Raw genomic sequence first — 23,349 nt, 5'->3', positions numbered from 1 at the left:
GATCGATGCTGAGCTGGCCGAGGTTGCGCGAAGCGAAGCGGCGCATCAGCTCGGGGCTGGCGTCGCGGATCGCATCGAAGCTGGAACGCGAGCGCACGTCGGCGCGCAGTTGCCAGCCTTCGGCGGTCTTGGTCAGCAGCAGATCGGTGCCGGCCAGGTGCGGTCGCCAACGCGAGGGCCAGCGCGGCGGCGCGCGGGCGGGCGGCGGGGGACAACGGGGACTTCGGCGACATGGGCACTCCTGGCTGGGGTCGTCCGCGCGCGGACGAAAGCACCATCCTAGGCGGCCCGGCCGCTCCAGGCACTAGGTCGGCGGTCATAGGGGGTGGCCGGTCGCATTTGCGTTGTCGCTGCGGCCGGCCGCCATCGCCGCGCATAATGCGCGGATGTTCGACGTCATCCTCTATCAGCCCGAGATTCCGCCCAACACCGGCAATGTGATCCGCCTGTGCGCGAACACCGGCGCGCGCCTGCACCTGGTGGCGCCGCTGGGGTTCACCCTGGAGGACAAGCAACTGCGCCGCGCCGGGCTGGACTATCACGAGTACGCCGCGGTGCGCGTGCACGACAGCCTGGCCGCGGCGCTGGACGCGATCGCGCCGCCGCGCCTGTTCGCGCTGAGCACGCGTGGCCGGGTCCGCCACGATCAGCCCCGCTACGCCGCCGGCGACGCCTTCGTGTTCGGCCCGGAAACCCGCGGCCTGCCCGAGGACGTGCTCGACCGGATCCCGGCCGAGCACCGCCTGCGCCTGCCGATGCGCCCGGACAACCGCAGCCTGAATCTGTCCAACGCGGTCGCGGTGGTGGTGTTCGAAGCCTGGCGCCAGCACGACTTCGCCGGCGGCGCCTGAGCCGCGGAAAAAAAGCTCCCCCTTCCCCTCGGGTGCGGAAGAGGGAGCAAATCTCCTCATCTCATGGCCGGCCCTGGCGCCTCATGCGGCCGGCAGCGCCTGTGCGCGCGGCGTGCGCAGCAGCATCGACAGCCCCAGCGCGTTGAGCAGGCCGATGGCGCAGAACACCGACCACGGCAGCCATGGCCAGTGTCGCGTCGCCGCCACGTCGACCAGCCAACCGCCGGCGACGTTGCCCAGGCCGCCGCCGATGGCCAGGCTGAGCGAACTCACCCCCAGAAAGGTGCCGAGCGCGCGCGGATCGGCCATGCCGGCGATCAAAGTCTGCTGGGTCGGGCGGGTCATCACCGCACCGACCGCGAAGCCGCCGATGCACAACAGGAAACCGGCGAAACCGTCGCTGAAGCCGATCGCGCCGACCGCCAGCGACATCAGCACGACGCCGAGCACCAGCACCTGGGCGGTGCTGAAACGCTGTTCGAGCCAGCGCACCAGGCCGTATTGCAGCAGCACCGTCAGGCCGGCGCTGACCGCGAACATCACCCCGACGCTGTCGACCTCGCCGGTCAGGCGCTGCGCCAACAGGGGCAGGCTGATGTTGATCTGCACCGCGAGAAACCAGTACAGCATCATCAGCACGACCAGGCTCAGGAAGGCGCGGTCGCGGCGCACCAGGTCGAGGCCGTGGCGCAGCGGCGGCGGCCGCTCCGGCATCGCCACCGACGGCAGCAGGCGCAGGGCGATGACGAAATTGAGGGCGAAGCAGGCCGCGGCGACCAGACAGACCACGCGGAAATCGAAGCGCAGCAAGGCGACGCCGAGCAGCGGCCCCAGCGTGGTCGCCACGCCGCTGACCCAGTTGCTGATCGCGTAATAGCGCGGCCGCGTGCGCTCGTCGGTGAGCGCGGCGATGGAGGCCTGGTACGGCGCCTCGAACATCGCCCCGCCGAGCGCCGACACCGCCATCGCGAACAGCAGCAGCGGCAGATCGTCGGCGAAGGCCAGGCTGGCGAAGCCGGCTGCGCGCAGCAGCACGCCGAGGCAGATCATGCGGCGCGCGCCGAAGCGGTCCGACAGCACGCCGCCGACCAGAGCCAGGCCCTGCTGGGTCAATTGCCGCACCGCCAACGCCAACCCAACGGCCGCCGCGGCCAGGCCGACATCGTTGACGAAGTGCACCGCGACCAGCGGCATCAACATGGCGAAGCCGGTCACCATGAAGAAGGTGTAGACCAGCAAACCGTTGAGGCCGCGCCGGCGCGCCTCGGCGCCGGGCGGAACGGGTGCGTGCAACGGCGGGCTTTCGCTCATGGCCCGGGCTCAGGCCGCCGCGCGCGCGTCGCCGGCACCGACCGCGCGATACAGATGGATCGGGGTCGGGTCGGCGCTGAACTGCGAGAACGGAAACGGCTCGGCCGACACCGCGGCGACGCCATGGCCGAGAAAGCGCGGCACGATCGCGCTGCCGGTCTGGGCGTAGACGATCAAGGGAATGCCGCGTGCGCGCACGCTGGCGAGGATCTCGTCGAAGGAGCCGTTGCTCAGGGTCATGCCGGTGGCGATCACCAGATCCGCCTGCGCCAGCACCGGCCGCATGTCGCGCACCACCTCGGTGCCGTCCTGGGTGCGTTGCAGATTGAAATCGCAAGGCAGGCAAATGCCGCCCTGGCCCTGGATCGCCGCCACCAGCGGATTGACCACACCGATCAGGCCCACGCGCATGCCCGGCTCGATCTTGAGCAGGCCGGCGATGGCTTCGTCGCGCGCCCGAGCGCGTTCGAGCGGCGTACCGTGAGGCAGCATCAACACCTGCGCCTCGGCCGCCTCGCGATGCGGGCGCACCAGCGACAGATAGGCATCGAGCGCGGCCACCCGCACCGGCGTGCGCGCATCGCGCAGCAACTCGGCGACGCTGCGTCCGGACAGTTCCTCGGCGATCACCGAATCGAGCTGATCGTGCTCCACGCAACAGCCGCCGAAGCCCGATTCCACCCGCAGCACCAGGTAGTAGTTGCGGTACTTGGTGTCGGTGCCGGGGAACTGGGTGCTCTGGCGCACCCAGAACGCACCGACCGCGTGCAGACCGTCGGGGTTCGGGCCGTAGTCGCCGCGGAGCACGGCTTCGGTCAGGGCGGCGACGTCGGCCGGGGCGATGGGCGCCTGGTGGCCGTTGGAAAGCTCGGGTTTGATAGCCGTTGCGGCGGGAAGCGTCATGTCGTCGATCTCGAAAAGGTTGTGCCGGGGAGGCGCGGCGAATTGCGCTCGGCGGTGCTGTTGCTGTTGCTTGGGCTCGAACCAAAAAACCCCGCCTCCTGCTCAAGGGGGAGCGGCAGTCGGCCTGCGATGGACGGATGCGGCCATGCTCACGCCGCAGTCATGGCAGTCGCCACGGGTTCCGCAGCAGCGCGAGTCCGGGCCGCATCCCCGCCATCCGCGTCCGCATCCGGGCCGGCGCCCGTGTCCGCATAACGCAAACTCACCTCGGCCAGCGCTCGCTCGGCATAGGTCCGCGCCTGCCCGCCAACACGATCGACCGCAATCACATGACCGAGATAACAAGCGTTGTCGATCGGCGCGGCGACCTCGCTGCCGGCCACCGCACTCAGGCTCCAGCGCTCGATGTTCGGATCGGCCTCCAGACTCGCGGCGCCGTCCATCGCCAGTACATAACCACCGCGCGGCGGCACCAGAAACTTGATCGCCGCGCTGAAGATGCCGGTGTCGCGACGCCGCAGGTCCGGTTCACGCCCAAGGGCGAGTTCGATCTGCGCATCCAGCAGATCGATGCCGGTCACGCGCTGGATCAGCTCGGCGATGTAGTTGCCGCCGGGACGCGGGTTGATCTCGACCACGCGCGGCCCGTCCGCGGTCAGCTTGACCTCGGTGTGGCTGATGCCGTGATCGTGTCCGACCGCTTCGAGCGCACCGAGCACCAAGGCTTCGATGGCCGCGGCGTCGGCCGGATCGAGCCGGGCCGGGAACATGTGCCCATCCTCGATGAAATACGGAAACCCGGTCAGGCTCTTGTCGGTGATGCCGATGACCGTGGTGCGGCCGCGATAAGTGCAGGCCTCGACACTGAACTCCTCGCCACGCAGGTACTCCTCCAGCAACAGCAAGGGCACGCGCGCCTGTTCGCGGAAATTGCGCGGGAACTGTTCGAGCGCATCGAAGGCCGCGCACAGCTCTTCCTCGTCGTGGATCAGGCGCACGAACGCGCTCGACGCCAGGTCGGTCGGCTTGACGATCAAGGGATAGCTGATCCGCTGCGCCTCGCTGCGGGTCTCGTCCCAGGACCGGGTCACCGCGAACTTGGGGTTCGGCAGGCCGGCACGTTCGATCGCCTCGCGCACCCGGTCCTTGCGCCGCTCCATCACCACATTGGCCGAGAACGCCTGCGGCAGCCCCAGTGCCTGCGCGACCTGGGCCACGGTGTCGATGTAGTAGTCGCAGATCGTCACCACGCCATCGAACTGGAGGATCGCATGCTGGGCGCGCAGGAATTCGATCAGCGCCGGCACGTCGTTGGTCTCGGCGGTCAGCACGTGATCGGCGTGGTCGATCACCGGGTGGATCTCTTGCGAACGCGCGTCGCGGTAGTGGCCGCGGTTGCGGGTGACGAAGGTGTAGCGGTGGCCGAGCCGGCCGATCGCGGGCGGGAAGATGCGGCCGGTGCCGCCGACCCAGCTTTCGATCATCAACAAATGCGCCATGAGGGCTTGCTCCAGGGAAGGGATTCAATGCGCGGCGACGAGCGCCGCATCGCGCGGCGACGCGCCTAGGGCGTCGGGATCGGTGACGAAATCGGCACGCGCCCAGGCCATCGCCGACCACGGCAGGGCCAGTTCGTCGAGCGACTCGATCGATTTGGGTTCGAGGCCGCTCGGGTCCAGGGCCTGTTCGTAATGCGCGAACACGCCTTCGACATAGCGATGGCCGGTGTCGGCGGCGAGGAAGACAATGTTGCGCTCGGGCCGGCGCGCGGCTTCGCGCGCCGCGACCAGATAACAGCAGCCGGTCGACAAGCCGGCGAACACCGCGTGTTCGCGCAGCAGGGCCACCGAGCCCGACAGGCCGTAGTCGAACGAGACCCAATGGATTTGATCGTACAAACGATGCCGCACGTTGCGGAACGGAATCGAGCTGCCAATACCGGCGATGATGATGCCGGGGTCTTCGATGTGCTGGCAGCCGAAGGTCATGCTGCCGAATGGCTGCACGCCGATCAGTTCGACCGCGGCATCGTGCGCGCGCAAGGCTCGGGCCAGGCCGCCGGTGGAACAGCCCGAGCCCACTCCGCCGACCACGCTGAGCGCGGTGTCGCCCAAGGTTTCGGCGAGCAAGGCCGCGACCGGCTCGTAGCCGTCGTAATGGATGTCGTCGTGGTACTGCTGCATCCAGTGCACGTCGGGACGGCTGTCGAGCAATTCGCGGATCCGTGCCACGCGCAGGCTCTGGTCCATCTTCAAGGTCGCCTGCGGCTCGACTTGTTCGATGGTCGCACCGAGGATGCGCAACTGCAGCATCAGGGTGCGGTCTACTGTCTTGGAGCCGACGATGTGGCAATGCAGGCCGTACTTGTGACAAGCCAGGGCGAGGGCGTAAGCGTAGATGCCGCTGGAGCTGTCCATAAGGGTCGCGCCCGGGCGAATGCGGCCGCTGGCGAGCAGGCGCTCGACCGCGACCAGGGTCGAATAGACCTTCATGGTCTCGAAGCGCGCGACATAGAGATTGGCGCCCAGCCGGACCAGGTCGGGCGCCTTGATCGCATCGGCGATATGCGTGTGCAAGCTCATCAGAACCCCGTCTCGGCGAAACGGCACTGGTGGCCCAGGCCACGGAAGAAAGCCGACAGCTCGCCCATGCGCGCGGCGTCGGGCCGCTCGACGAACAGGTAGCCGAGCAGGCTGCCGGTGTGGGCGACGACGATGCCGTCGGCGGCGAAGTCGGCCTGGCGTTCGAGCAGCGCATCGAGGTGGCGCTTGGCGATCACCCCCTGCGCCAGGCGCGCGCTCTGGGTGGCGCAGGCGCAAATGCCGGAGAGGTCGTGGGCGGCGAAGGCACGCAGCGCGCGTTCGAGATTGTCCCGATAGGCATCGAGGTGGCGCTGGTAGTGGGCCAGCAAGGGATGCGCGCACTTCTCGGTCTCGACCGTGCCGCCTTCGTCGATGTAGCAGGCATGCAGGCGCAGCGGCGTATCGAAGGCCTGCACGATCCGCTGACGGCCGCTCAGGTACAGCGCGTGGGTGTCGAGAAACACGCTGTCGGAACGCTCGATGCCGCGCAGCAGGTCGGCGATCGCCGCGGGCGCCGAGGTCAGGCCGAAGATGCGGTCGAGACAGCGAATGGTCGCGACGATGTCGGCGGTCGAGCTGGCCATGCCCTTGCCCAGCGGCAGTTCCGAATCGTGGCTCCAGCGCCCGCTCGGCAAATGCTTGCCGTGCTGTTGCAGATACAGCGCGATCGCCTGCCGGCATTTGTCTTTGCCGGCCAGGTCGAGGTCGATGTCGCCGTCCTCGCCGGGGGCGAAATGAATCCAACTGTATTTGCGCACCGGCAAGGAAATCAGGCCGATGTGCAACTCGCCGTCCTGCGCGTACGGCCCCTGCAACAGCTCGCCGAGCGTACCGTGGCAGACGCCGCTGTAGATCTTCAGCGCCCGCTCGCACTCGCCCGACGCCTGCACCTGCGCGCGGGCCCCACCCCGCGCGTGGTCGATATCGCGGTACCGCTCCTGCCTCAGCATGGCCGCACGCTCCCCAGAACCGTCATTGACCGTCGAATTAACCGTCGAAATCGACCGCGAGCTGGGCCACGTAGCGCCGCCCGTCGGTGAGTCCGAAACTGTTGTTGCCGTAGATGTTCCAGGTGTAGGTATCGCCGAGGTTGGCGACCAGCAGGCGCAAGGTCGCCGGCGCCGAACCGAGGCGGAACCGATAGCGCGCGCCGAGGTCGACCAGGGTGTAGGCGGGAACGCGATTGACGCCGTCGCGCGATGCGATGCGTTCGCCGTAATGGCTCATCGACAGGTCGAACGAGAGCCCCGCCCACGACGGCGGCCGGTATTCGAGATCGGCGCGCAGCACGCGCTCGGTCTGGCCGATCGGGCGATCGCCGACCCGGCCCAGGCGCACCGCTTCGCCGCTCACCCGCGGCCGCATCAACACCGCGCCGGCGACCAGGCTCAAGGCGTCCATCGGCCGACCGCTCAGGCTCAGTTCGACGCCGCGGTGACGCACTTCGCCGATCGCGCCGTAAACGTTGCGCTCGTCGGTGGTGAAATAGGGTTTACGCACGTCGAAGGCGCCGGCCACCAGTTTCATGTCGTCGGCGAAGGCCCAGCGCAGGCCGGCATCGCTCTGGCGCGTGCGGATCGCCGGCAGGGCTTCGTTGCGATTGGCCGCGTCGTCGGGGGCGATGCCGCTTTCCTCCAGGCCGCGAGTGTGGCCGGCGTACAGGGCCAGGCGTTTGCCGAGATAGACCGACACGTTGGCGTTCGGCAGCCAAGGCTGATCGCGCGTGGCGGTGCGCGGCAGACCCGGCTGGTCGACGCTTTTTTCGTAGCGACTGCGCTGGATGCCGAGGCTGAGTTCGCCGACCTCGCGCCAACGCCCCTCGTAGGCGAGGCCGCCGGTCCATTGACGGACCTGGTCGTGGGTGCGCGGGCCGAACGCGAACGCCGCGGGCTCGGGCATCGGTAAGGCTTCGCCGAGCGGCCGCACGCCGAAATCCAGGGCCGGCGCCGAACCGCCGTACTCGCTGTCGAGGCGGCGACCGCGCGCGGCGACGTGCAACACGTGCAGGCGCGGGCCTTCGCGGAAGCTGCGGCTCAGACGCAGCTCGCCGCTGGTCGAGGCCGAGCGCTGGCGCGGATCGGCGATGACTTTCTCGCGCGCCAGGCCGTCGCGGGTGGTGTCGACGAACAGCTCGGCGAAACCGCTCGGCATGTGGTTGATCGAACGGAACACGCCGCCGGTCAGCGCCCAGTCGTTGCCGAAGCGCGCCTTGCCGAGTACGCCGTAATTGCGGCTGTCGTATTCGTTGTCCGACCAGGTCTGGCCGAAATGGCGGCGGCGTTCGATCTTCGGCGGCAGGTGATTGCCGGCGGTAATGATGGTCGGTGCGACTTCCTCATCGCGGCCGCGCGAAATGCTCCAGAACGGCAGGATCTCGATGTTCTCGCTCGGCCGCCAGCGCGGCACCACGCCGGCGCGCAGATAGCGCGCATCGGCGCCGTCGTAATACTCCTCGCGCGCATACGAGACACCGGCGGCGATCCCGAACCGGCCCGGGATCAAGGGCAGCTTGGCGTCCAGTTCGAGGGCCGGCGCGCCGTAGGCATTGAGCGCGCCTACCACGCTGATCACGCGTTCGTCGCCGGCCTTCTGCAGGCGATAGTCGACGATGCCGGTCGGCGCCGGAAACGGATAGCTCAGGGCCGACAGGCCGACACGGATGGTCGAGCCCTCGACCAGGCGCGGCGGCAGCGTGCCCTGGCGGTCGAAATAAACCCCGTCCATGCGCACGTTGCCGGCGTCGACCGGGGAGAAGCCGCGCACCTGCTTGGCGCTGTACAAGCCGATGCTCTCGTTGCCGAGCGTGGCGCCGAACGCGTCCTCGGCCGCGGTCACCGCATTGTCGTCGGTGCGTTGTGCCTGCACCGCGTTCGTCGCGGTCGCGGCGATCAGGCCCAGCGTCCAGGCCAGTGCGTTTCGTCTCATCGCTCAGAGCTCCGTCGGCCAGCGACGCAGGCGCCGCCAGGCGAGTGCGGTCAGCAGGCTCGCCAGCAGGCACAGCCAAGCGATCGTCGGCAGCACCGCGGCGACCCGTGCGCACGCCGGCGCCTCAACGCCGCGGTACGCGGGAATGGCGTCGTAGTCGGCGAAGTTCATTCGTCCGTAGCTATTGGCCACCGCGCGCGGCGTCGGTGCGGCGATCTGGCCCTGGATGCGCGGGTAGAACCAATCGCGCAGGCGCAGCTGATAGGCGCGGGTCTGCTGTTCGAAGCGCTCATGACGGGCGGCATCGGTGCCGGCGAGCACCGCCAAGGCCGCTTCCAGTCCCAACGGCGGCGCGAGATAACCGACCCAGTCTGAGACCTGGCCACGCCATTCGCGCACGGCCTGTTGGCGCTCGCGCAAGGGCAGCAGGCGCCGTTCGAGTTCCGGGGTCAGAAAGGTCATGCGCGTGGCGTAGTCGATCTTGGCCACGCGCTCGGTCACCGCGGCAAGTGTGGAGGAGCGACGGAAGGCGGCGCTGACGATCGCGTCGCGCTGCGCGGCGATGGCATCGTTGGCGCGCCGTTGCGCATCGACATAGGCCACCGGCGACGGCGCATCGCCGAGCCGGTTCGCGAGCGCGCTGCCGAACAGGGGCAGGCCGATCGCGAGCACGGCCCAGACCGCGCTCATCAGGCTGATCGCGCCGGCGGCGCTGGGCCAGGCCGAGACCACGACGAATCCCAGCGCGGCCCAGAACGACAGGTAAGCCACCACCAGTACCGCCGACGCGATCAGTTCGGGCCAGGCCGCGGCGAGATCGGCGCCGGCGGCCAGGAGTGAGACGGTCGCCAGCAGCACCGTCGCCGGCGCGAGCCAGGCGACGATGGCGGCGACGCGGGCGCCGAGCCAGGTCCGCGGACCGACCCGTTGCGCGGCGATCAAACGCAGCATGCCGTGGTCGCGCTCGAAGGTGGCGAGCAGACCGATCAACAGCACTACCGCGATCGGCAGCAGATACACCAACACGAAGCCGAGGTCGAAGCGGCCCAGCCCGAGCCCGCGCGGGTTCTCGAAGTCGTAGACCGGCTCGACCCCGAACGGCGTTTCCAGCTTGACCGGCAAGCGCCCCGGCATCAGATCGCTGACCCCGACCGCGAGCGGCGACAGCGGCAGATTCGGTTTGTAGCTATGCGCGCGCAGGAAATAGCGGCTGAAGCCGGCGGCGTCGGTCGGGTCCTGCCAGTACGGCACTTCGCTCTCGGCCGGCTCGGCGTAGCGGCGCGCGCGTTCGCGGATCTGCGCGGTCCAGGCGGCATCGCTGGCGCGGCTGCGTTCGATCGCCGCGTCCTGGCCGCGATGCAGCGCGGCGCCGCTGAGCGCGCCCCACAGCATCGCCACGCCGAGCAGGCCGATCACCATCCACAGCAGCCGATTGCGGCCGACGTGGCGCAGCTCCCAGCGCCACAAGGCGGCGAAGCCGATATCGACGGCAGCGCTCATGGGCGCATCCTCCGCGCCGCCAGCGCCAACGCCGCCCAGGCCGCCGCGCACCAGGCCAGCAGCGCCCATAAGGCCGGTGCGCTCGCGCCCCAGGCCGTCGCCAGCGGCGGCACGCGATGACGGAACTCGGGCACCTGCGCCCACAGCGAAACGTCGTTGGTATGCCGCGGCCCGTCGCCGTTGAGCGGATGCGCCATCACGTCCTGGTTCATCCGATTGACCAGCTCGCGGCGGTAGCGCTCGGCGCCGTCGACGAAGCGGCGGTGATGGACGAAGTCGCTGCCGGCCAGCGCCGGCGACAGGCTCTGCATCGCCGCCATTGGCGACAGCAGGCCGAGCACGGCGTAACTGCGGTCCTGGGCTTCGACGCGATCGTAGAAACCGCCGAGCACGCGATCGAACACCGCATGCGAATGGCGTTCGCTGAGGTCGAGTTCGGCGCCGCGCAGGTCGACGCGCAGCTCGTCCTTGTTGGCCGCGCCGTACTGCGCCAACAGCCTGGCCTGGTTGGCCTTGGCGTCTTCGGCGGTCCAGAACGCCGGCGCTTCGTCGATCAAGCGCTGCTTGATCGCCTGGGTCGAGGGCAGCGGCTGCGCACTGTCGACCGCGCTGTTGGCCCAGCGCGGCAGGGCCAGGCCGAACACGATCCACAAACCGAACAACACCGCCAAGGCCGTGCGCACGCCGGCGGCGAGCATCGACACCGCGATGCCGACCGCGGTCAGCAGGGCGAGATACAGCGCCATGGCCGCCCCCCATAAAGCCAGGCGCGTGGCGGTATCGAAGTCGAATACGCCCAGCACGAAGCTCGAGGCAGCGGTCGCGGCCGTCACCGGCAGCAGCAAGACCAACACCAGCGCGCTCCAGATCGCCACAGCCTTGCTGATCACGATCGCGCGCGGCCGGATCGCCGCGCCGAGCGCCAAGCGCAGGGTGCCGCGCTCGCGGTCCATCGCCACCGCGGTGAAGGCGAGCAGGAAGGCGACCAAGGGTGCGAAGCCGACCAGCAGCCCGGCCGGACTGACCAGGCCGGCGCGCTGCAGAGTCGAAGCCTCGCCCTGCGGCCGGTACAGCATGTCGTTCTGCACGTGCGCCTCCAGCCAGACCGCCTGGCCGACGAAAGGCTCCACGCCGGGGTCGAGCGCCGCCAGCACCGGCGTCGGCTTGAAGGCATAAATGCTGTAGTGCGCGGCCGAGTGCGGGTCTTTCTCGCCCTGGCCGAGCCAGCGCGCGCGTTCGGCGCGGGCGATCTCGCTCTTGGCCGCATTCGCCGTGGCGATCGCATCCAGATTGACCGCGAACGCCAGCAAGACCAGCGCGCCGAGGCAGAGCAAAGCCCACCAGGCGCGACGATCGCGGCGCAGCAAGGTCCATTCGTAACCGGTCAGCGACGCGCTCATGCGGCGAGCTGCTCCAGGTACAGGGCTTCGATCTCGGTCGCCGACAAGTCATCGGTGTGGCGTTCGACCAGCAGGCGGCCGGCGCGCAGGATGCCGAGCCGGTGCGCCACGTCCTTGACCCGGTACAGATCGTGGGTCGCCATCAACACCGCGATGCCGCGTCTGGCCGCCGCGCGCACGCCTTGCGAGAGGTCGTTGGCGGCGCTCGCGTCGAGCCCCGAGGTGGGCTCGTCGAGCAGCAGCAACTGCGCATTCTTGGCCAGGGCGATCGCCAGGCCGACCTTCTGCCGCATGCCCTTGGAGAAACCGGCGGCGCGGCGCGCATGCGCCTCGTCCTGCAGACCGGCTTCGGTCAGCAATGCGCGTGCTTGAACCTCGTCGAGGCGGCGCCCGCCGAGCAGGGCGAAATAGCTCAGGTTCTCGACCGCACTCAGCGAGGGATGCAGCATCACCGTTTCCGGCAGGTAGGCGATCTTCGCCCGCGCCGCGAGCGGGTCGCGATCGACGCGGGTGCCGGCGACGTCGATATGGCCCGACTCCGGCGTCAAGAACCCGAGGATCAGGTTCAAGGCGGTGGTCTTGCCGGCGCCGTTCGGGCCGAGCAAGGCATAGACCTCGCCCGGCGCGATCGCCAGCGACAAGGCTTCGAGCGCATGGCGCGCGCCGAAGTCCTTGCGCACCTCGTGCAGGCGCAGCGCATCGCTGCGGGTTTCCAGCAGGCTCATAGGTTCACCCGGAAGGTCAGTTCGACGCTGCGCGGCGGCGCGATCACCAGTTGGTCGGCGGCGCCGCCGGACCAGTCGGCGTAGAAGGCGTCGCCGAGGTTGCGCCCGTGCAGGGCGATCTCGCCGAACGGCAGGCGGTAGGCGACGGATGCGTCCCAGACGTCGTGGCCGTCGACGCGGATGCTGTTGGCGTTGTTGGTGTAGAACGCGCCGACATGGCGCACGCCGCCGCCGAGGGTCAGCGGGATCGTCTCGAAGCGGTAGCTCGCATACAGATTGGCGACGCGCTCGGGCACGTTCGGCGGCACGTTGCCGGCGCGGTCGACACCGCCGGCCTCGCGCAGTTCGTCGAAGCGCGCATCGAGTGCGGCGACACTCGCATCCAGACGCAGGCCGCGAGTCAGCGCCGCCGATGCCGACAGTTCGACGCCGCGCGAGGACTGGCGCCCGCCCTGCACCGACAGATTCGCGTTGAGCGGATCGCGGGTGACGATGTCGTCCTGTTCGATCCAGTAACCGCCCAGGCTCAAGTCGATACGGTCCTGCCAGAAGCTGCTCTTGATGCCGGCGTCGACGGCGCGGCCGTGGGTCAGCTCAAAGCGCGAATTGGCCAGCGACAGCAGCGGCAGGCTGCCGACCGGCGCGACCGCCTCGCTGTACTGGGCGAACAACTGGGTCTTCGGGCTCAGGTCGAACACCGTGCCGAGCCGCCACGACAAGGGCTCGTAGCGCCGCTCGAAGCGGGTCAGCGCGCCGGTGTTGAGGTCGCGGATGCTGCGTTCGAGTTCGATGCGGTCGTAACGCAGCCCCGCCAGCAGCAACCAGCGTGGGCTCAGGTTGAGCGCGTCCTCGGCGAACACCGAGGCGACCCGGGTGGTCGAGTCGAAATCGATGCGGTTGCCGACGCCGGGAAAGTTGCGGGCCTCATCGGCGAACGACACCGTGCCGCGCACTGGCGCGAACGGGTCGACTGCGGTGGTGGTGCCGAAGCGGCGCATGACGGCAAAGTCGCCGTCGCTGAACTCGACCCCGACCGAAGCGCGGTTGCGGCGCCCGGCCAGGCGGTGATCGGAGAACAGGGTCGCGCGCTCGACCCAGAAGCGGTGGTCGTGCTCGATCCGGGTGGTGCCGCGATCGAGCAGGCCACTGCGGCGGTTATAGGTGTAGGTCTCGGAGTTCAGCCAGCGCCGCTTGGCGTCGTAGTAGCTGAACTCGTTGCTGAAGCGCAGGCCGTCGCCGATCTGCCAGTTCACCCGCGAGCGCAGCCAATCGCTGCGGGCGTCCTGGCCGCCGTTATCGACGTTGTAATTGCGCTTGCGCAGGGAACGGTCGAGCACGTAGTCGTTGCCGCTGCGGACCAGCCCGCTCGGCTCGCGCGCGATGGCGCGCGGCAGCAGCGGCGTGCCCCAGTAGGCGGTGTCGTAATCGTCTTCGTAATGGTCCAGGGCCAGGTCGATGTCGAGCGCGTCGCTCGGACGCCAGCGCGCCGCCAGCGTCGCCGAGGTCGCCTCGTTGGCGGTGTCGTCGACATAGCCGTCGCCGCGGCGATGGCTGGCCACCGCACGCAAGGCGAAGCGGTCGCCTAGCGGAATGTTCGCGTCGAGCGCATAGCGTTGGCTGCCGAAGCGGCCCCAGCCGGCCAGGCCTTCGAAAGCGCTGCCTTCGAATTGCGGCCGCTTCGGCACCAGGTTGATCGCACCGGCCAGCGCGCCTTCGCCGTACAGCACCGAGGCCGGGCCCTTGAGCACTTCGATGCGCTCGAAGCTCCAACTGTCGAAGTCGCGGGTCACCAATGGCGCCGCGGTCTGGCGCACGCCGTCGTAGAGCAAGGCGACGGCGCCGCCGGTGAAGCCGCGCATCGAGGTCATGCCCGGCGACGACGGCAACTGCCCGGCCAGCACGCCGGGCGCAGCATTGAGCGCATCGACGCTGCCGCGCAGGCCACGGGCCTGGATCGCATCCTGGTTCAGCACCTCGACCATCGCCGGGGTCTCGCGCGCGGTCAGGCCGAGGCGCGAGCCGGTAGCGTTGGCGGTGTCGAGCGGCGCGGTCGCGGCGCGCCGGCCTTCGACGGTGACCGTGTCGAGCAGGGTCGCCGCCGCGCCGCCGGCGGCCTCCTGTGCCGCCGCCGGCGACGCCAACGTCACCGATGCCAAAGCCGATGCGAGCGTCATCCGCCCGAAGTACGCCGCACCTGCCCGGCTGCCCTGCTTGCCTGCGCTCACTGTGATCTTCGCCCCATGTCGTATGTGAAATGAAACGATATATCATTTCATTTGCGAGGCAATGTAAGTCGAGGTGACGGGCACGTCAATACGCCCTGCCGAGATTTCGTCTGGCAGGGTCGGCGAAAGCGAGTCAGGACGCTCCGCCCGTTCGGCGGGCGGAGCGCGGGAGGCCGGCACCGCGGCGGGCAACGCCCCGCCTAGGCCAGGCGGATGAAATCGTTGGAGGCAGTGCGGCGGGTGCGGCGCGCGACCTCGAAGCCGTTCGCCGAGCCCTTGTGGTCGGTGTTGCCTTCGATGCTGAGGAAGCTTTCCTCGCCGCCGTCGAAGGCGAAGCCGGTGTGGATCCAATCGCTCGAAGTCTTGCGCACCAGGAAGATGCCGCAGGCGCCGAGCGCGCCGAAACCGCCGTTATGGGCGACGTTCTTGCCGGCGACGAAGCGCCCCGCCGCCTTCGCCTGGCGCGCGAGTTCGTCGCAGCCGAAGCTGCCGGCGATCGGCGCGGCGCGGCCGGCCTTTTCGGCGGCCTGTTGCATGACGAAGCTGACGAAACCGGCGCACCACAGCATGGCCTCGCCCTCGCTGCCCTTCATGTACATGCGCACCCACGGCCCGCGGTTGGCGCCGCCGAGTTCGACCGGATGCTCGGCCAGGTGCTGCTCGGCGAACCAGCGCACCAGTTGTGGATACGACTTGTTCGGCGCCTTCGCCGGCAAGCCGACCACGCGCGCCATCGGCTCGGTCAGCGCCGCCCAGACTTCCTGATTCAAGGTACCGGCGTAGCTCAGATGCTTACGCGCGGCGAAGGCCTCGATCGCGCGGTTGGTGGCCGGACCGAACTTGCCGTCGATCGGCGTGCCGTTGCCGTGAAAGCCCAACCATTCCTGGACCCGCCTTGCGCCGACCCCGCTCGCGCCATTGCCCAAGGGGCCCGGGAACTCCAGTTCGCGACGGATATACGCTTGTTCGTGCAATGCCATGACCCGACTCCTGACGGCGACTACGTCCATGGACGCGCGAAGCCTTCGGCGCCGGCGCGCGCCTTCAGGCGCGCACCGCGATCGGTCATCGTCGCGTCGTCGCGGCGATGGGCCGCGACTCCATAACCAACGCCGCGGCCGTGCGAACACGGTCACGTTCGAGTCGTTCATGCATGAAACACCGGTGCTCGCACAGGCCGCCGTAACCTGGCCTCGCCGCCGGCAGCGCCAGCGCTGGCCGTGCCCGGCATGCCTTGGCGTTATCGCCGCGACGCTCAGCCCGCGTCGTGGAAGATCAGGCCCAGAGTATGCCGCTGCCCCGAATGCAGGCGGCTGACGCCGTGACGCATCGCCACGCGGTAATGACCGCGCGCGCCGCGCACCGGCCGTTGGTTAACCGCGAACACCACCGCATCGCCCTGTTGCAATGGCACCACCTCGACCCGCGATTGCATGCGCGGGCGCTGCTCGGTCAACACGAACTCGCCGCCTTCGAAATCGCGCCCCGGCTGCGACAGCAGGATCGCCGCCTGCAAAGGGAATACGTGCTCGCCGTACAGGTCCTGATGCAGGCAGTTGTAGTCGCCGCTCGCATAACGCAACAACAGCGGCGTCGGCCGGGCCTGGCCCGCGGCGTGGCAGCGGGCGAGGAAGTCTTGCAGCCGCGGCGGATAGCCTACGGCGATGCCCATGGCCTGGTTCCAGCGTTCGGCGATCGGCGCGAGCCGCGGGTACAAGGCGCTGCGCAAACCTTGCACGAGATCGGGCAAGGGATAACGGAAATAACGGTATTCGCCGCGACCGAAGCCGTGCCGGGCCATGACCACGCGACTGCGGTAACGGGCCTCCTCGTCGTAAGCGCCGGCGATCACGTCGCATTCCTCGCGCGTCAGCAACTGCCGGATCAGCGCGTGGCCGCCGCCATCCAGCGCGGCGGCGGCGACACCCCAGTCCTGCGCCCCGACGCGTTCGTCAAGCGCCAGAAATTCGCCCGACGGCATGGGGCGTAAGGGGTGATCGATGACAAACGTCATGAGTCGGCGCTCGCGGAACAAACAAGGTGCGCGCATCTTCGGGCCGCGGTCGGCTCGAGCGATATCCGTTCCTTGCGTTTCGCGCCGATCGATCGCGCGGCTTTGCCGAATACGGCGAAACAAAACATTCAGCCGCGAGCAAGATTGCATCGCCATTCGCTGAATCGAACGGAAAAAACCATGACTTAAGGCCTAGGTAAATGTCCAAGTACCGTAAGCAGAACGTTTAGTTCCTGTAAAAAGGCACACAAAATTCAGGTTCGATTGAAGCGCGATGCCGATACTGCGCACACCGAATCCACACGGACGCCTTACTCCGAGGCGCGAGGATTCGGAATAAAACCAATAAAGAGGCTTAGACCTTATGAAGCGCGCATTGCTTGCCCTCACCCTCGCCGCCGCCCTGCCGTTCGCAGCTTCCGCGGCCGAAGGCGTGTCCTACAACTACGCACAGGCCGGTTACGCCAAGACCGACGGCGAAACCAAGTACACCGACTCCGACGGCTGGGCCATCGGCGGTTCGTACGCGTTCCACCCGAGTTTCCATGTCTTCGGCAGCTACAGCCAGCAGAAGACCGATTCGTACAACTTCGGTACGTTCCGCGTTCCCGGCTACGACGTCGATCATCTGCGCCTGGGCGTGGGCTACAACCACGAGCTGAGCAAGCGCGTCGACCTGGTGACCCGCGTCGCTTATGAGCACAACAAGTCCGACTTCGGCTCGTTCGGCAACTACAAGCTCAAGGGCGGCAGCGTCGAAGCCGGTATCAACGGCAGCCTGACGCCGAACTGGGAAGGCTATGCCTTCGCCGGCTATCAGGACTACGACAAGCACTACGACGGCAAGTTCTACGGCCGTGTCGGTACCCTGGTGAAGTTCAACCAGAACTGGGGCATCACCGCCGACGCCAAGTTCCTCGACGGCGGCGAAAAGGAATTCTTCATCGGCCCGCGCTTCAGCTTCTGATAGAAAGCGCTACCGATAAGTATTCCGCAACACCGCGATCCGTTCTCTCTCTCCCCCGAAACGTCGCGATCGAGCCCGGCCGAAAGGCCGGGCTCTTTTTTTGCGGTTCGGATCGGCGAAGCCGCTGCGGTCGACTCGCTTCGTGGCGGCGGCGATCGCCTTCGTGGCGACGGCGCTCCTACTTCGTTGCGGCGGCGCCAGGGCCTGCCGATAACCGGCGTCTGCGGGCCGGGCCTCGCGCTCAGCGCTCGCCTTCGGCCGCTTCCTGCGATTCGCCGTCCTTCGCGCCTTCCTGCAGCAGCTTCTGCAATTCCTGCGCCAGCTCGCGCTCCAGACGCTTCTCTTCGACCTGCTGCGGGCTGGCCAGTTGCAGCTCTTCGCAGGCCACCGAATCGGGCGTGTCCGCGCAAACCTTGCGGATGCCGGCGAGCAGTTTGTCGTCGCCGGTGTTGTGATAAGCCGCGACGAGGTTGCCGCAGCCTTCGCGCACATGCATCGCGCAGACCTTGTCGTAAAAACCCGCGGCCTTGGCCCAGTAATTGTTGAGCGCGGCCATGTGGCCCTCGCCCATGCAGGCCGACATCGAACCCTTGGCGCAACAGGCCGCGGCGCCGCCTGGATCGGTCAAGGCGCAATGGTCGACTTTGTACGGCGTTTCCCTGACCTGCTTGCCGGCCACCGGCATGGCGATGGCTTCGCACTGCGCGGACTCGATGCGCCGGTACGACTTGTAGCGGGTCCACTCGTCCATGCCGATCAACGTGTCGGCATCCAACCAGCGCAGCACGAAATCGTCGCCCTTGTCGTGGCGCACCAGCACCTCGTCTTCGAGCAGGCGGTAGCGCATGTCGAACTCGCCTTCCTCCGACACGGTCGCGCCCTGCCCGTCGCCGAAACGGAACAAGCCGAACAGGCTCGATTCGATGTCGGCAGAGGCGTAACTGCCGCAAGGCTGGCGCGGCGACTGGCGCGGCGCGTCGTTGCGCAGGCTCAGCCCACGCAGCTCTTCGACACGCTTGCACGCCTCCTTGGACAACTTGCCGTCGCAGGCGAAGGCGAAGCTGTCGCGCGCATCGGCATAGCGCCCGGCCAGCCATTGCTGATCGGCCAGGGACTCGCAGGCCTCGCCGTAACCGATGTCGCGGCAGGACACCCGCAACGCGGCCAAGCCGGCCTCGGGCAAGCGCTTGGTGCGGAACAGATACAGCGGCGCGCCATCTTCTTCGGCGCTCAGCGCCTTGACCCATTGCTTGCAGGCGTAAGGGCTGCGGTCGCGACGGCAGTAGGTTTCCAGTTTGGCCGCGCGTTGCGTCGGCGCGAGGCTGTTGTCGTACTCGATCGCCGCGACGCAGGACTGGACGTCGCCGAGCGCGCAGTCTTTCTGGTCGTCGCCGCGCTCCTTGCCCTGGTTCGGCGCGACCGCCACGACCTGGACGCTCGCCGGCTGGCACTGCGCCTTGGCGACCTGCTTGTAGACCGCGCCACCGTTGTCGAAACGGTCGGCCTGCTGGATCAGGCGGCCGTCGCTTTCGATGGTGTAGGTCTTGAGCAGATTGCTGTCGCCCGAGCGCAGCCATAGCGTGTCGCCTTCGACGCGGTAGGCGTAGGGCGAGAACTCGGAGAGGAAACCTTCCTCGTCGCGCAACTCGACGCGGCTGCCGTCGAAGATCAGGCGATCCGGGGAGTCGTCGGCCACATAACTGCCGCAGGGCGGCGCGGCGGCGAAGGCCGGCAACGACAACAGGGAGAGCACGAACGGCCAGACGGCCCGCGTACGACGCATAGGAGTTCCTTTCCCGAGGGTTTCGAAGGGGGGGTGGCCGCGCTCATCGCGGCGGAGGCGACGCCGGCGACAGCGCCGGCGTTGCCACTCAACCGAACAGGTCGGTCGGGTATTCGGGTTTCTGTTCGCGCGAGAGCAACTTGCGCAGACCGTCGGCCGGGGTGATCTCGCCGTGCAGCACGGCGCGCACCGCATTGGAGATCGGTAGTTCGACGCCGTGGCGTTCGGCCTGGCGCATCACCTCGTCGGCGGTCTGCACCGATTCGACGACCTGGCCGATCTCGCGCACCGCGTCCTCGATCGACTGGCCGCGGCCGAGGGCCAGGCCCAGGCGGCGGTTGCGCGACAGATCGCCGGTGCAGGTCAGCACCAGGTCGCCGAGGCCGGCCAGGCCCATCAGGGTCTCGGGCTGGCCACCGATGGCCTGGTTGAGGCGCAGCATTTCGTTGAGGCCGCGGGTGATCAGGCCGGCACGCGCATTGAGGCCGAGCTGCATGCCGTCGGCGACGCCGGTGGCGACCGCGAGCACGTTCTTCATCGCACCCCCGAGTTCGGCGCCGAGCATGTCGTCGCCGGTGTAGGCGCGGAACGCCGGCCCGTGCAGGGCATCGGCGACGCTCTGGGCGAAGGCGGCATCGTCGGAATGCACGGTCAGCGCGGTCGGCAGGCCTTGCGCGACTTCCTTGGCGAACGAAGGCCCGGTCACCACGGCCAGCGGCACGTCGTCGCCGAGCACTTCGCCGGCGACTTCGTGCAGGAAGCGGCCGCTGCCGGGTTCGAAGCCCTTGGTCGCCCAGGCCACGCCCGCGTGCGCGGGACGGTGCGGGGCGAGCTCGCGCAGGGTTTCGGCGAAGGCGTGCGAGGGCACCACCACGAGGACCAGGTCGGCGTCGCGCAGGGCAAGAGCCAGGTCGGTGGTCGCGCGCAGGGAGTCCGGCAAGGCGATGCCGGGCAGGTAGCGCGGGTTTTCATGCCGCGTATCGATGGCCGCGGCGCCGTCGGCGTCGCGGCCCCACAGCACGGTCGGATGACCGTGGCGGGCGATCAGAGCGGCCAGCGCGGTGCCCCAGGAGCCGGCACCGAGCACCGCCACGCGCGGTTTCGGCGCAGCGGCCGGCGACGGATCGTGGGTCATGCGCGAGGCGAGCCGTGGCTCAGGCGTTGCCTGCGGTTTCCGCGTCGGCCAGGCCGCCTTCGGACTGGGCGCCGCGCTGACGCACGCCTTCGGCGTACAGGGCGTCGAAGTTGATCGGCTGCAGGAAGAACGGCGGGAAGCCGCCGGCCTGAATCAGGTCGCTGACGAGCTGGCGCGCGTACGGGTAGAGCACGTTCGGGCAGTGGGTGCCGAGCATCGCGTCGAGGGTCGCCGCGTCGAAGCCGATCAGGCCGAACACGCCGGCCTGCTTCACTTCGGCCAGGTACATCGGCTTGTCGTTGGCGGTGCAGGTCAGGGTGATGCCGAGCACGACCTCGAAGGCGTTCTCGCCGACGCGCTGCACGTTCTGCGACAGGTTCAGCTGCAACTGCGGCTGCGCGGCTTCGGCGAACACGGCCGGAGCGCCGGGCACCTCGAAGGAGACGTCCTTTACGTAGATCTTCTCGACGGTGAACGCGGGGCCGGTTGCGGCTTCGGCCGGCGCGGTGGCGCCGTTGACGTTTTCTTCGGACATTCGGGTGACTCCCCAGCGGAATTCAGAAAAGAGGTCGATTATGCCCGCTCGCGCGGACCGGGACCAAACACCCGGACCGGGATCACGCACGGCGGCTATCGAGGGTAGAGGAGGCGCAGTCTAGGCGGCGCCCGTGGCGGTGGCGCGACAGCGTCGCGGCCCCGCCGCAGGGCTCAGCCGCGGCCCTTGATCAAGGGCAGTTCGGCCTGTTGCCAGGCCTGGATACCGCCGTCGAGCCAATAGACCTGCTCGAAACCGGCCTTCTTCAGGCGCTTGGCGGCGTCGGCCGAGGCCTGGCCGGTGCGGCACACCGCCACGACCGGCAGCGCCTTGGCGTTGGCGAGCAGCTTGCTCTCCGGGTCGAACTGGCTCGGCTGGACCGAACGGCTGCCCGGGATGTGGCCCTTCTCGAACTCGGTGCTGGCCGACAGGTCAATGACCAGGGCGTTGTCGCGGTTGATCAGCGCGGTCAGCTCGGCCGGGCGCAGGGCCTTGTAGCCGCGGAACAGGCGCGCGATCTCGGTGTAGACGATGGCCACGGTCAGGCCGGCGAAGCCCAGCGACAGGTACAGGTGGCGGCCGGCGAACGCCAGCAGTTCTTCAAGACTCACAGGGTCATGCTCACAGGATCGGGCTCACAGGGTCGGACTGGCAGAGGCCCGAACGGGCGGCGATTGTCGCCCAGCGCGCGCGGCGGCGCAAAAGCGCGGTCCGAGCGGGGCCGCCCAAGCCGGGCGGCCCGGACCGGTTACTGGCCGGCCCAGAAGTCCGGCAGGCCGCTGACCAGCCACCAGGTCTTGACTTCCGGGTCCCAGGTCCAGGCCTCGGTGTAGCGCACGGTGCGCTCGGCCAGGGTGTGGCGGTTGATCACGCCGATGTCGATCAGGCGCACCGCGGTGCCCTTTTCCTTGTCCATCTCGGTGCCGACGTCGCGGTAGGAGGAGACCTGGATCTGCTTGTAGCGCTCCAGCTGCATCGTCGTCGGCGCCAGTTGCTTGCGCAGCTTGGGCTCGATCAGGTTGACCGCGCCCTCGAAGTCGCCCCAGCGGATCGCCGCCGAGTAGGCGTACTGGGTCTCGCTGATCTTGTTGTTCTGGGTGCCGGTGGTCTGGCAACCGCCGAGCGCGAGTACGCACGACAACATCAGGGCGAGCTGCAACAAGCGCATCAGAAGCGAGCTGTTCGAAAGCGGGCGCATCGCGGACTCCGGCGGAAAGGACGTTCGGCGTGCATCCTACCGTTCGCGTCAGGGCTTAGCGATGGCCACGTAGCGCGCCGTGAACTCGGTCGCGATCCCGCCTTCGGGCAGCAGCGCGCGCGCGATCAGCGAGGTGCGGGCGCGACGGCGCTCGCGCAGGGTGGTCAGGAAGCTGCCCCAGTCGGCGCCCGGGGCGAGCTCGGCGTGCACGTCCAGGTCGGCGAACAGCGGCGCGAGGTAGCGGGTCTGGCTGTCGGCGACGAACACCTCGGCCTTGAGGCCGGCCTGTTCGATGCCGAGCGACATCACGCCCCAGGAGGCCAGGGTCATCATCGAGGCGAGACTGCCGCCGAAGGCGCAGCCCTTGTCGTTGACGTGCTGCGACAGCGGCGCGTGCAGGCGCAGGCGCGAGCCGTCGTAACCGGCGATGTTGACCTGCATGGCCGCGACCGGCGGCATCGATTGGTAGTGCTGATGAAGGCGTTGCAGAGCGGTGTCGGAAGTCATCGAAGGCATTGCAGTTCGGGGGAGTATTGAGTGTCGCGTCGGAGACGGCGGCCACCGGCGAGTGCCGCGATCGGCAGTGCTGTGCGAAGCTGTTCGCATGAGCCGCGAGCTGCGACAACCGCCGGGATGGTACGTGATCTCACTGCGTCCGAGCGGCGATCACGAAGAACTTCGTCGTATCGCCGCACAGTACGGCGGCGGATTGATCGAGCTTTCGCCGTGGTCGGTGCGCACACAGGACAATTCCGCATCCCGGCGTGCGTTATCGGATGCGTTGGCGGCGCCGCACGTGCTCGTCACCAGCCCCGCCGCGGCGCGCGCGTTGCGCGATCTGCAACCGTCGTTGAGCGCGCGCGCCGGCCAGCGTTGGTACGCGGTCGGCGCAGGCACCGCGGCGGCGTTGAACGCGGCCGGCATCGACGAGGTGCTGTGGCCGCAACGCATGGACAGCGAAGGTCTGCTCGCGTTAGCGGAACTGCAACATTTCGATAACGAAGCATTCGGTTTGCTGACTGCGGCGGGCGGACGCGGCGTGATCGCGCCGGCCTTGCAGGCGCGCGGCGCACGCGTGCTGCGGGCCGACATCTACGTGCGCGAACCGGCCGCGCCGTCCCGGTTCGAAATCGCGCGACTGCTCGGCTTCGACGGCCCGCTGTGGTTGGCGCTGTCGAGCGGCGAAGCGCTCGAGCGCGTGCTCGCGCAATTGCCCGCAGCCGCCGGCGCGCGTCTGCGCCGGGCACGCGTCGGCGCCGCCAGCGCGCGCCTGGCCGAACTCGCGCGCAGCCTCG

The 23,349-nt window shown here is 68.6% G+C and carries 21 protein-coding genes (1 of these 21 only partly in view); 3 read left to right on the top strand and 18 right to left on the bottom strand.

The features are described from left to right. Positions 1 to 386: 386 nt before the first annotated feature. Positions 387 to 851: a tRNA (uridine(34)/cytosine(34)/5-carboxymethylaminomethyluridine(34)-2'-O)-methyltransferase TrmL gene (gene trmL / locus GLA29479_RS22230; protein ID WP_057920245.1), complete on the top strand. Its 465-nt coding sequence runs from the start codon at positions 387 to 389 to the stop codon at positions 849 to 851. 81 nt (positions 852 to 932) lie between these two features. Here the strand turns inward: trmL and GLA29479_RS22225 are convergent, their stop codons facing one another. From GLA29479_RS22225 to GLA29479_RS22170, 12 genes are all read right to left on the bottom strand, one after another. Next, positions 933 to 2,162 carry an MFS transporter gene (locus GLA29479_RS22225; RefSeq protein ID WP_057972876.1) on the bottom strand — a complete coding sequence of 410 codons (1,230 nt, stop codon included), beginning with the start codon at positions 2,160 to 2,162 and terminating at the stop codon, positions 933 to 935. A 9-nt stretch (positions 2,163 to 2,171) separates the two neighbouring features. Beyond that, complete coding sequence (locus GLA29479_RS22220) at positions 2,172 to 3,065, bottom strand: Rossmann-like domain-containing protein (RefSeq protein WP_082638908.1); 894 nt, start codon at positions 3,063 to 3,065, stop codon at positions 2,172 to 2,174. A 149-nt stretch (positions 3,066 to 3,214) separates the two neighbouring features. Then, a complete protein-coding gene (locus GLA29479_RS22215) occupies positions 3,215 to 4,564 on the bottom strand; it encodes an ATP-grasp domain-containing protein (protein WP_082638907.1) in 1,350 nt (449 codons plus the stop codon). Positions 4,565 to 4,588: 24 nt separating this feature from the next. Continuing rightward, positions 4,589 to 5,647 (bottom strand): pyridoxal-phosphate dependent enzyme, encoded by a 1,059-nt coding sequence (locus GLA29479_RS22210; protein WP_211265012.1) that lies wholly within the window; start codon positions 5,645 to 5,647, stop codon positions 4,589 to 4,591. Continuing rightward, positions 5,647 to 6,597, bottom strand: coding sequence for a GHMP family kinase ATP-binding protein (locus GLA29479_RS22205; protein WP_057972875.1), 951 nt, complete (start codon positions 6,595 to 6,597; stop codon positions 5,647 to 5,649). Before GLA29479_RS22205 ends, GLA29479_RS22210 begins: the two co-directional genes overlap by 1 nt. 37 nt (positions 6,598 to 6,634) lie before the next feature. Then, positions 6,635 to 8,572: a TonB-dependent siderophore receptor gene (locus GLA29479_RS22200; protein ID WP_057972874.1), complete on the bottom strand. Its 1,938-nt coding sequence runs from the start codon at positions 8,570 to 8,572 to the stop codon at positions 6,635 to 6,637. Between the two features lie 3 nt (positions 8,573 to 8,575). Beyond that, the gene (locus GLA29479_RS22195; protein WP_169795721.1) at positions 8,576 to 10,072 is read right to left on the bottom strand and encodes a DUF3526 domain-containing protein; all 1,497 of its coding nucleotides are present in this window, start codon (positions 10,070 to 10,072) and stop codon (positions 8,576 to 8,578) included. Beyond that, positions 10,069 to 11,472 (bottom strand): DUF3526 domain-containing protein, encoded by a 1,404-nt coding sequence (locus tag GLA29479_RS22190; protein ID WP_057972872.1) that lies wholly within the window; start codon positions 11,470 to 11,472, stop codon positions 10,069 to 10,071. The genes GLA29479_RS22195 and GLA29479_RS22190 overlap by 4 nt, the downstream gene beginning before the upstream one ends. Next, on the bottom strand, positions 11,469 to 12,197 hold the full coding sequence (locus GLA29479_RS22185) for an ABC transporter ATP-binding protein (RefSeq protein ID WP_057972871.1): 729 nt from the start codon (positions 12,195 to 12,197) through the stop codon (positions 11,469 to 11,471). Before GLA29479_RS22185 ends, GLA29479_RS22190 begins: the two co-directional genes overlap by 4 nt. Further along, a complete protein-coding gene (locus GLA29479_RS22180) occupies positions 12,194 to 14,422 on the bottom strand; it encodes a TonB-dependent receptor (RefSeq protein ID WP_144436690.1) in 2,229 nt (742 codons plus the stop codon). Before GLA29479_RS22180 ends, GLA29479_RS22185 begins: the two co-directional genes overlap by 4 nt. Before the next feature lie 200 nt (positions 14,423 to 14,622). Continuing rightward, positions 14,623 to 15,402 (bottom strand): peptidoglycan-binding domain-containing protein, encoded by a 780-nt coding sequence (locus GLA29479_RS22175; protein WP_057919432.1) that lies wholly within the window; start codon positions 15,400 to 15,402, stop codon positions 14,623 to 14,625. A gap of 275 nt (positions 15,403 to 15,677) precedes the next feature. Continuing rightward, positions 15,678 to 16,436: a 2OG-Fe(II) oxygenase gene (locus GLA29479_RS22170; protein WP_057972869.1), complete on the bottom strand. Its 759-nt coding sequence runs from the start codon at positions 16,434 to 16,436 to the stop codon at positions 15,678 to 15,680. 364 nt (positions 16,437 to 16,800) lie between these two features. On the opposite strand from GLA29479_RS22170, the gene GLA29479_RS22165 reads away from it, so the two are divergent. Next, a complete protein-coding gene (locus tag GLA29479_RS22165) occupies positions 16,801 to 17,403 on the top strand; it encodes a porin (protein ID WP_057919434.1) in 603 nt (200 codons plus the stop codon). A 241-nt stretch (positions 17,404 to 17,644) separates the two neighbouring features. Here the strand turns inward: GLA29479_RS22165 and GLA29479_RS22160 are convergent, their stop codons facing one another. From GLA29479_RS22160 to GLA29479_RS22135, 6 genes are all read right to left on the bottom strand, one after another. Beyond that, positions 17,645 to 19,186 carry a hypothetical protein gene (locus tag GLA29479_RS22160; RefSeq protein WP_057972868.1) on the bottom strand — a complete coding sequence of 514 codons (1,542 nt, stop codon included), beginning with the start codon at positions 19,184 to 19,186 and terminating at the stop codon, positions 17,645 to 17,647. Positions 19,187 to 19,274: 88 nt separating this feature from the next. Further along, positions 19,275 to 20,321: an NAD(P)H-dependent glycerol-3-phosphate dehydrogenase gene (locus tag GLA29479_RS22155; protein ID WP_057919436.1), complete on the bottom strand. Its 1,047-nt coding sequence runs from the start codon at positions 20,319 to 20,321 to the stop codon at positions 19,275 to 19,277. A 19-nt stretch (positions 20,322 to 20,340) separates the two neighbouring features. Then, on the bottom strand, positions 20,341 to 20,856 hold the full coding sequence (gene secB / locus GLA29479_RS22150) for a protein-export chaperone SecB (RefSeq protein WP_031372765.1): 516 nt from the start codon (positions 20,854 to 20,856) through the stop codon (positions 20,341 to 20,343). A gap of 173 nt (positions 20,857 to 21,029) precedes the next feature. Beyond that, positions 21,030 to 21,467, bottom strand: coding sequence for a rhodanese-like domain-containing protein (locus GLA29479_RS22145; protein WP_057919437.1), 438 nt, complete (start codon positions 21,465 to 21,467; stop codon positions 21,030 to 21,032). 137 nt (positions 21,468 to 21,604) lie between these two features. Continuing rightward, entirely contained in the window at positions 21,605 to 22,054 is a 450-nt protein-coding gene (locus tag GLA29479_RS22140) for a hypothetical protein (protein WP_237051696.1), read from the bottom strand. A gap of 48 nt (positions 22,055 to 22,102) precedes the next feature. Then, complete coding sequence (locus GLA29479_RS22135; RefSeq protein WP_057919438.1) at positions 22,103 to 22,561, bottom strand: YiiD C-terminal domain-containing protein; 459 nt, start codon at positions 22,559 to 22,561, stop codon at positions 22,103 to 22,105. Between the two features lie 97 nt (positions 22,562 to 22,658). Here GLA29479_RS22135 and GLA29479_RS22130 point away from each other — a divergent pair, with 97 nt between their 5' ends. Beyond that, positions 22,659 to 23,349: the 5' portion of a uroporphyrinogen-III synthase gene (locus GLA29479_RS22130; protein WP_057972866.1), read on the top strand. It continues 20 nt past the right edge of the window; 691 of the gene's 711 nt are visible here — the first part of the coding sequence; its start codon is at positions 22,659 to 22,661; the stop codon falls past the right edge of the window.

It is taken from the genome of Lysobacter antibioticus (assembly GCF_001442535.1).
GTDB lineage: Bacteria > Pseudomonadota > Gammaproteobacteria > Xanthomonadales > Xanthomonadaceae > Lysobacter > Lysobacter antibioticus.
The sequence above is the reverse complement of the archived record's forward strand: the minus strand, read 5'-3'. Positions and strand labels throughout refer to the sequence as shown.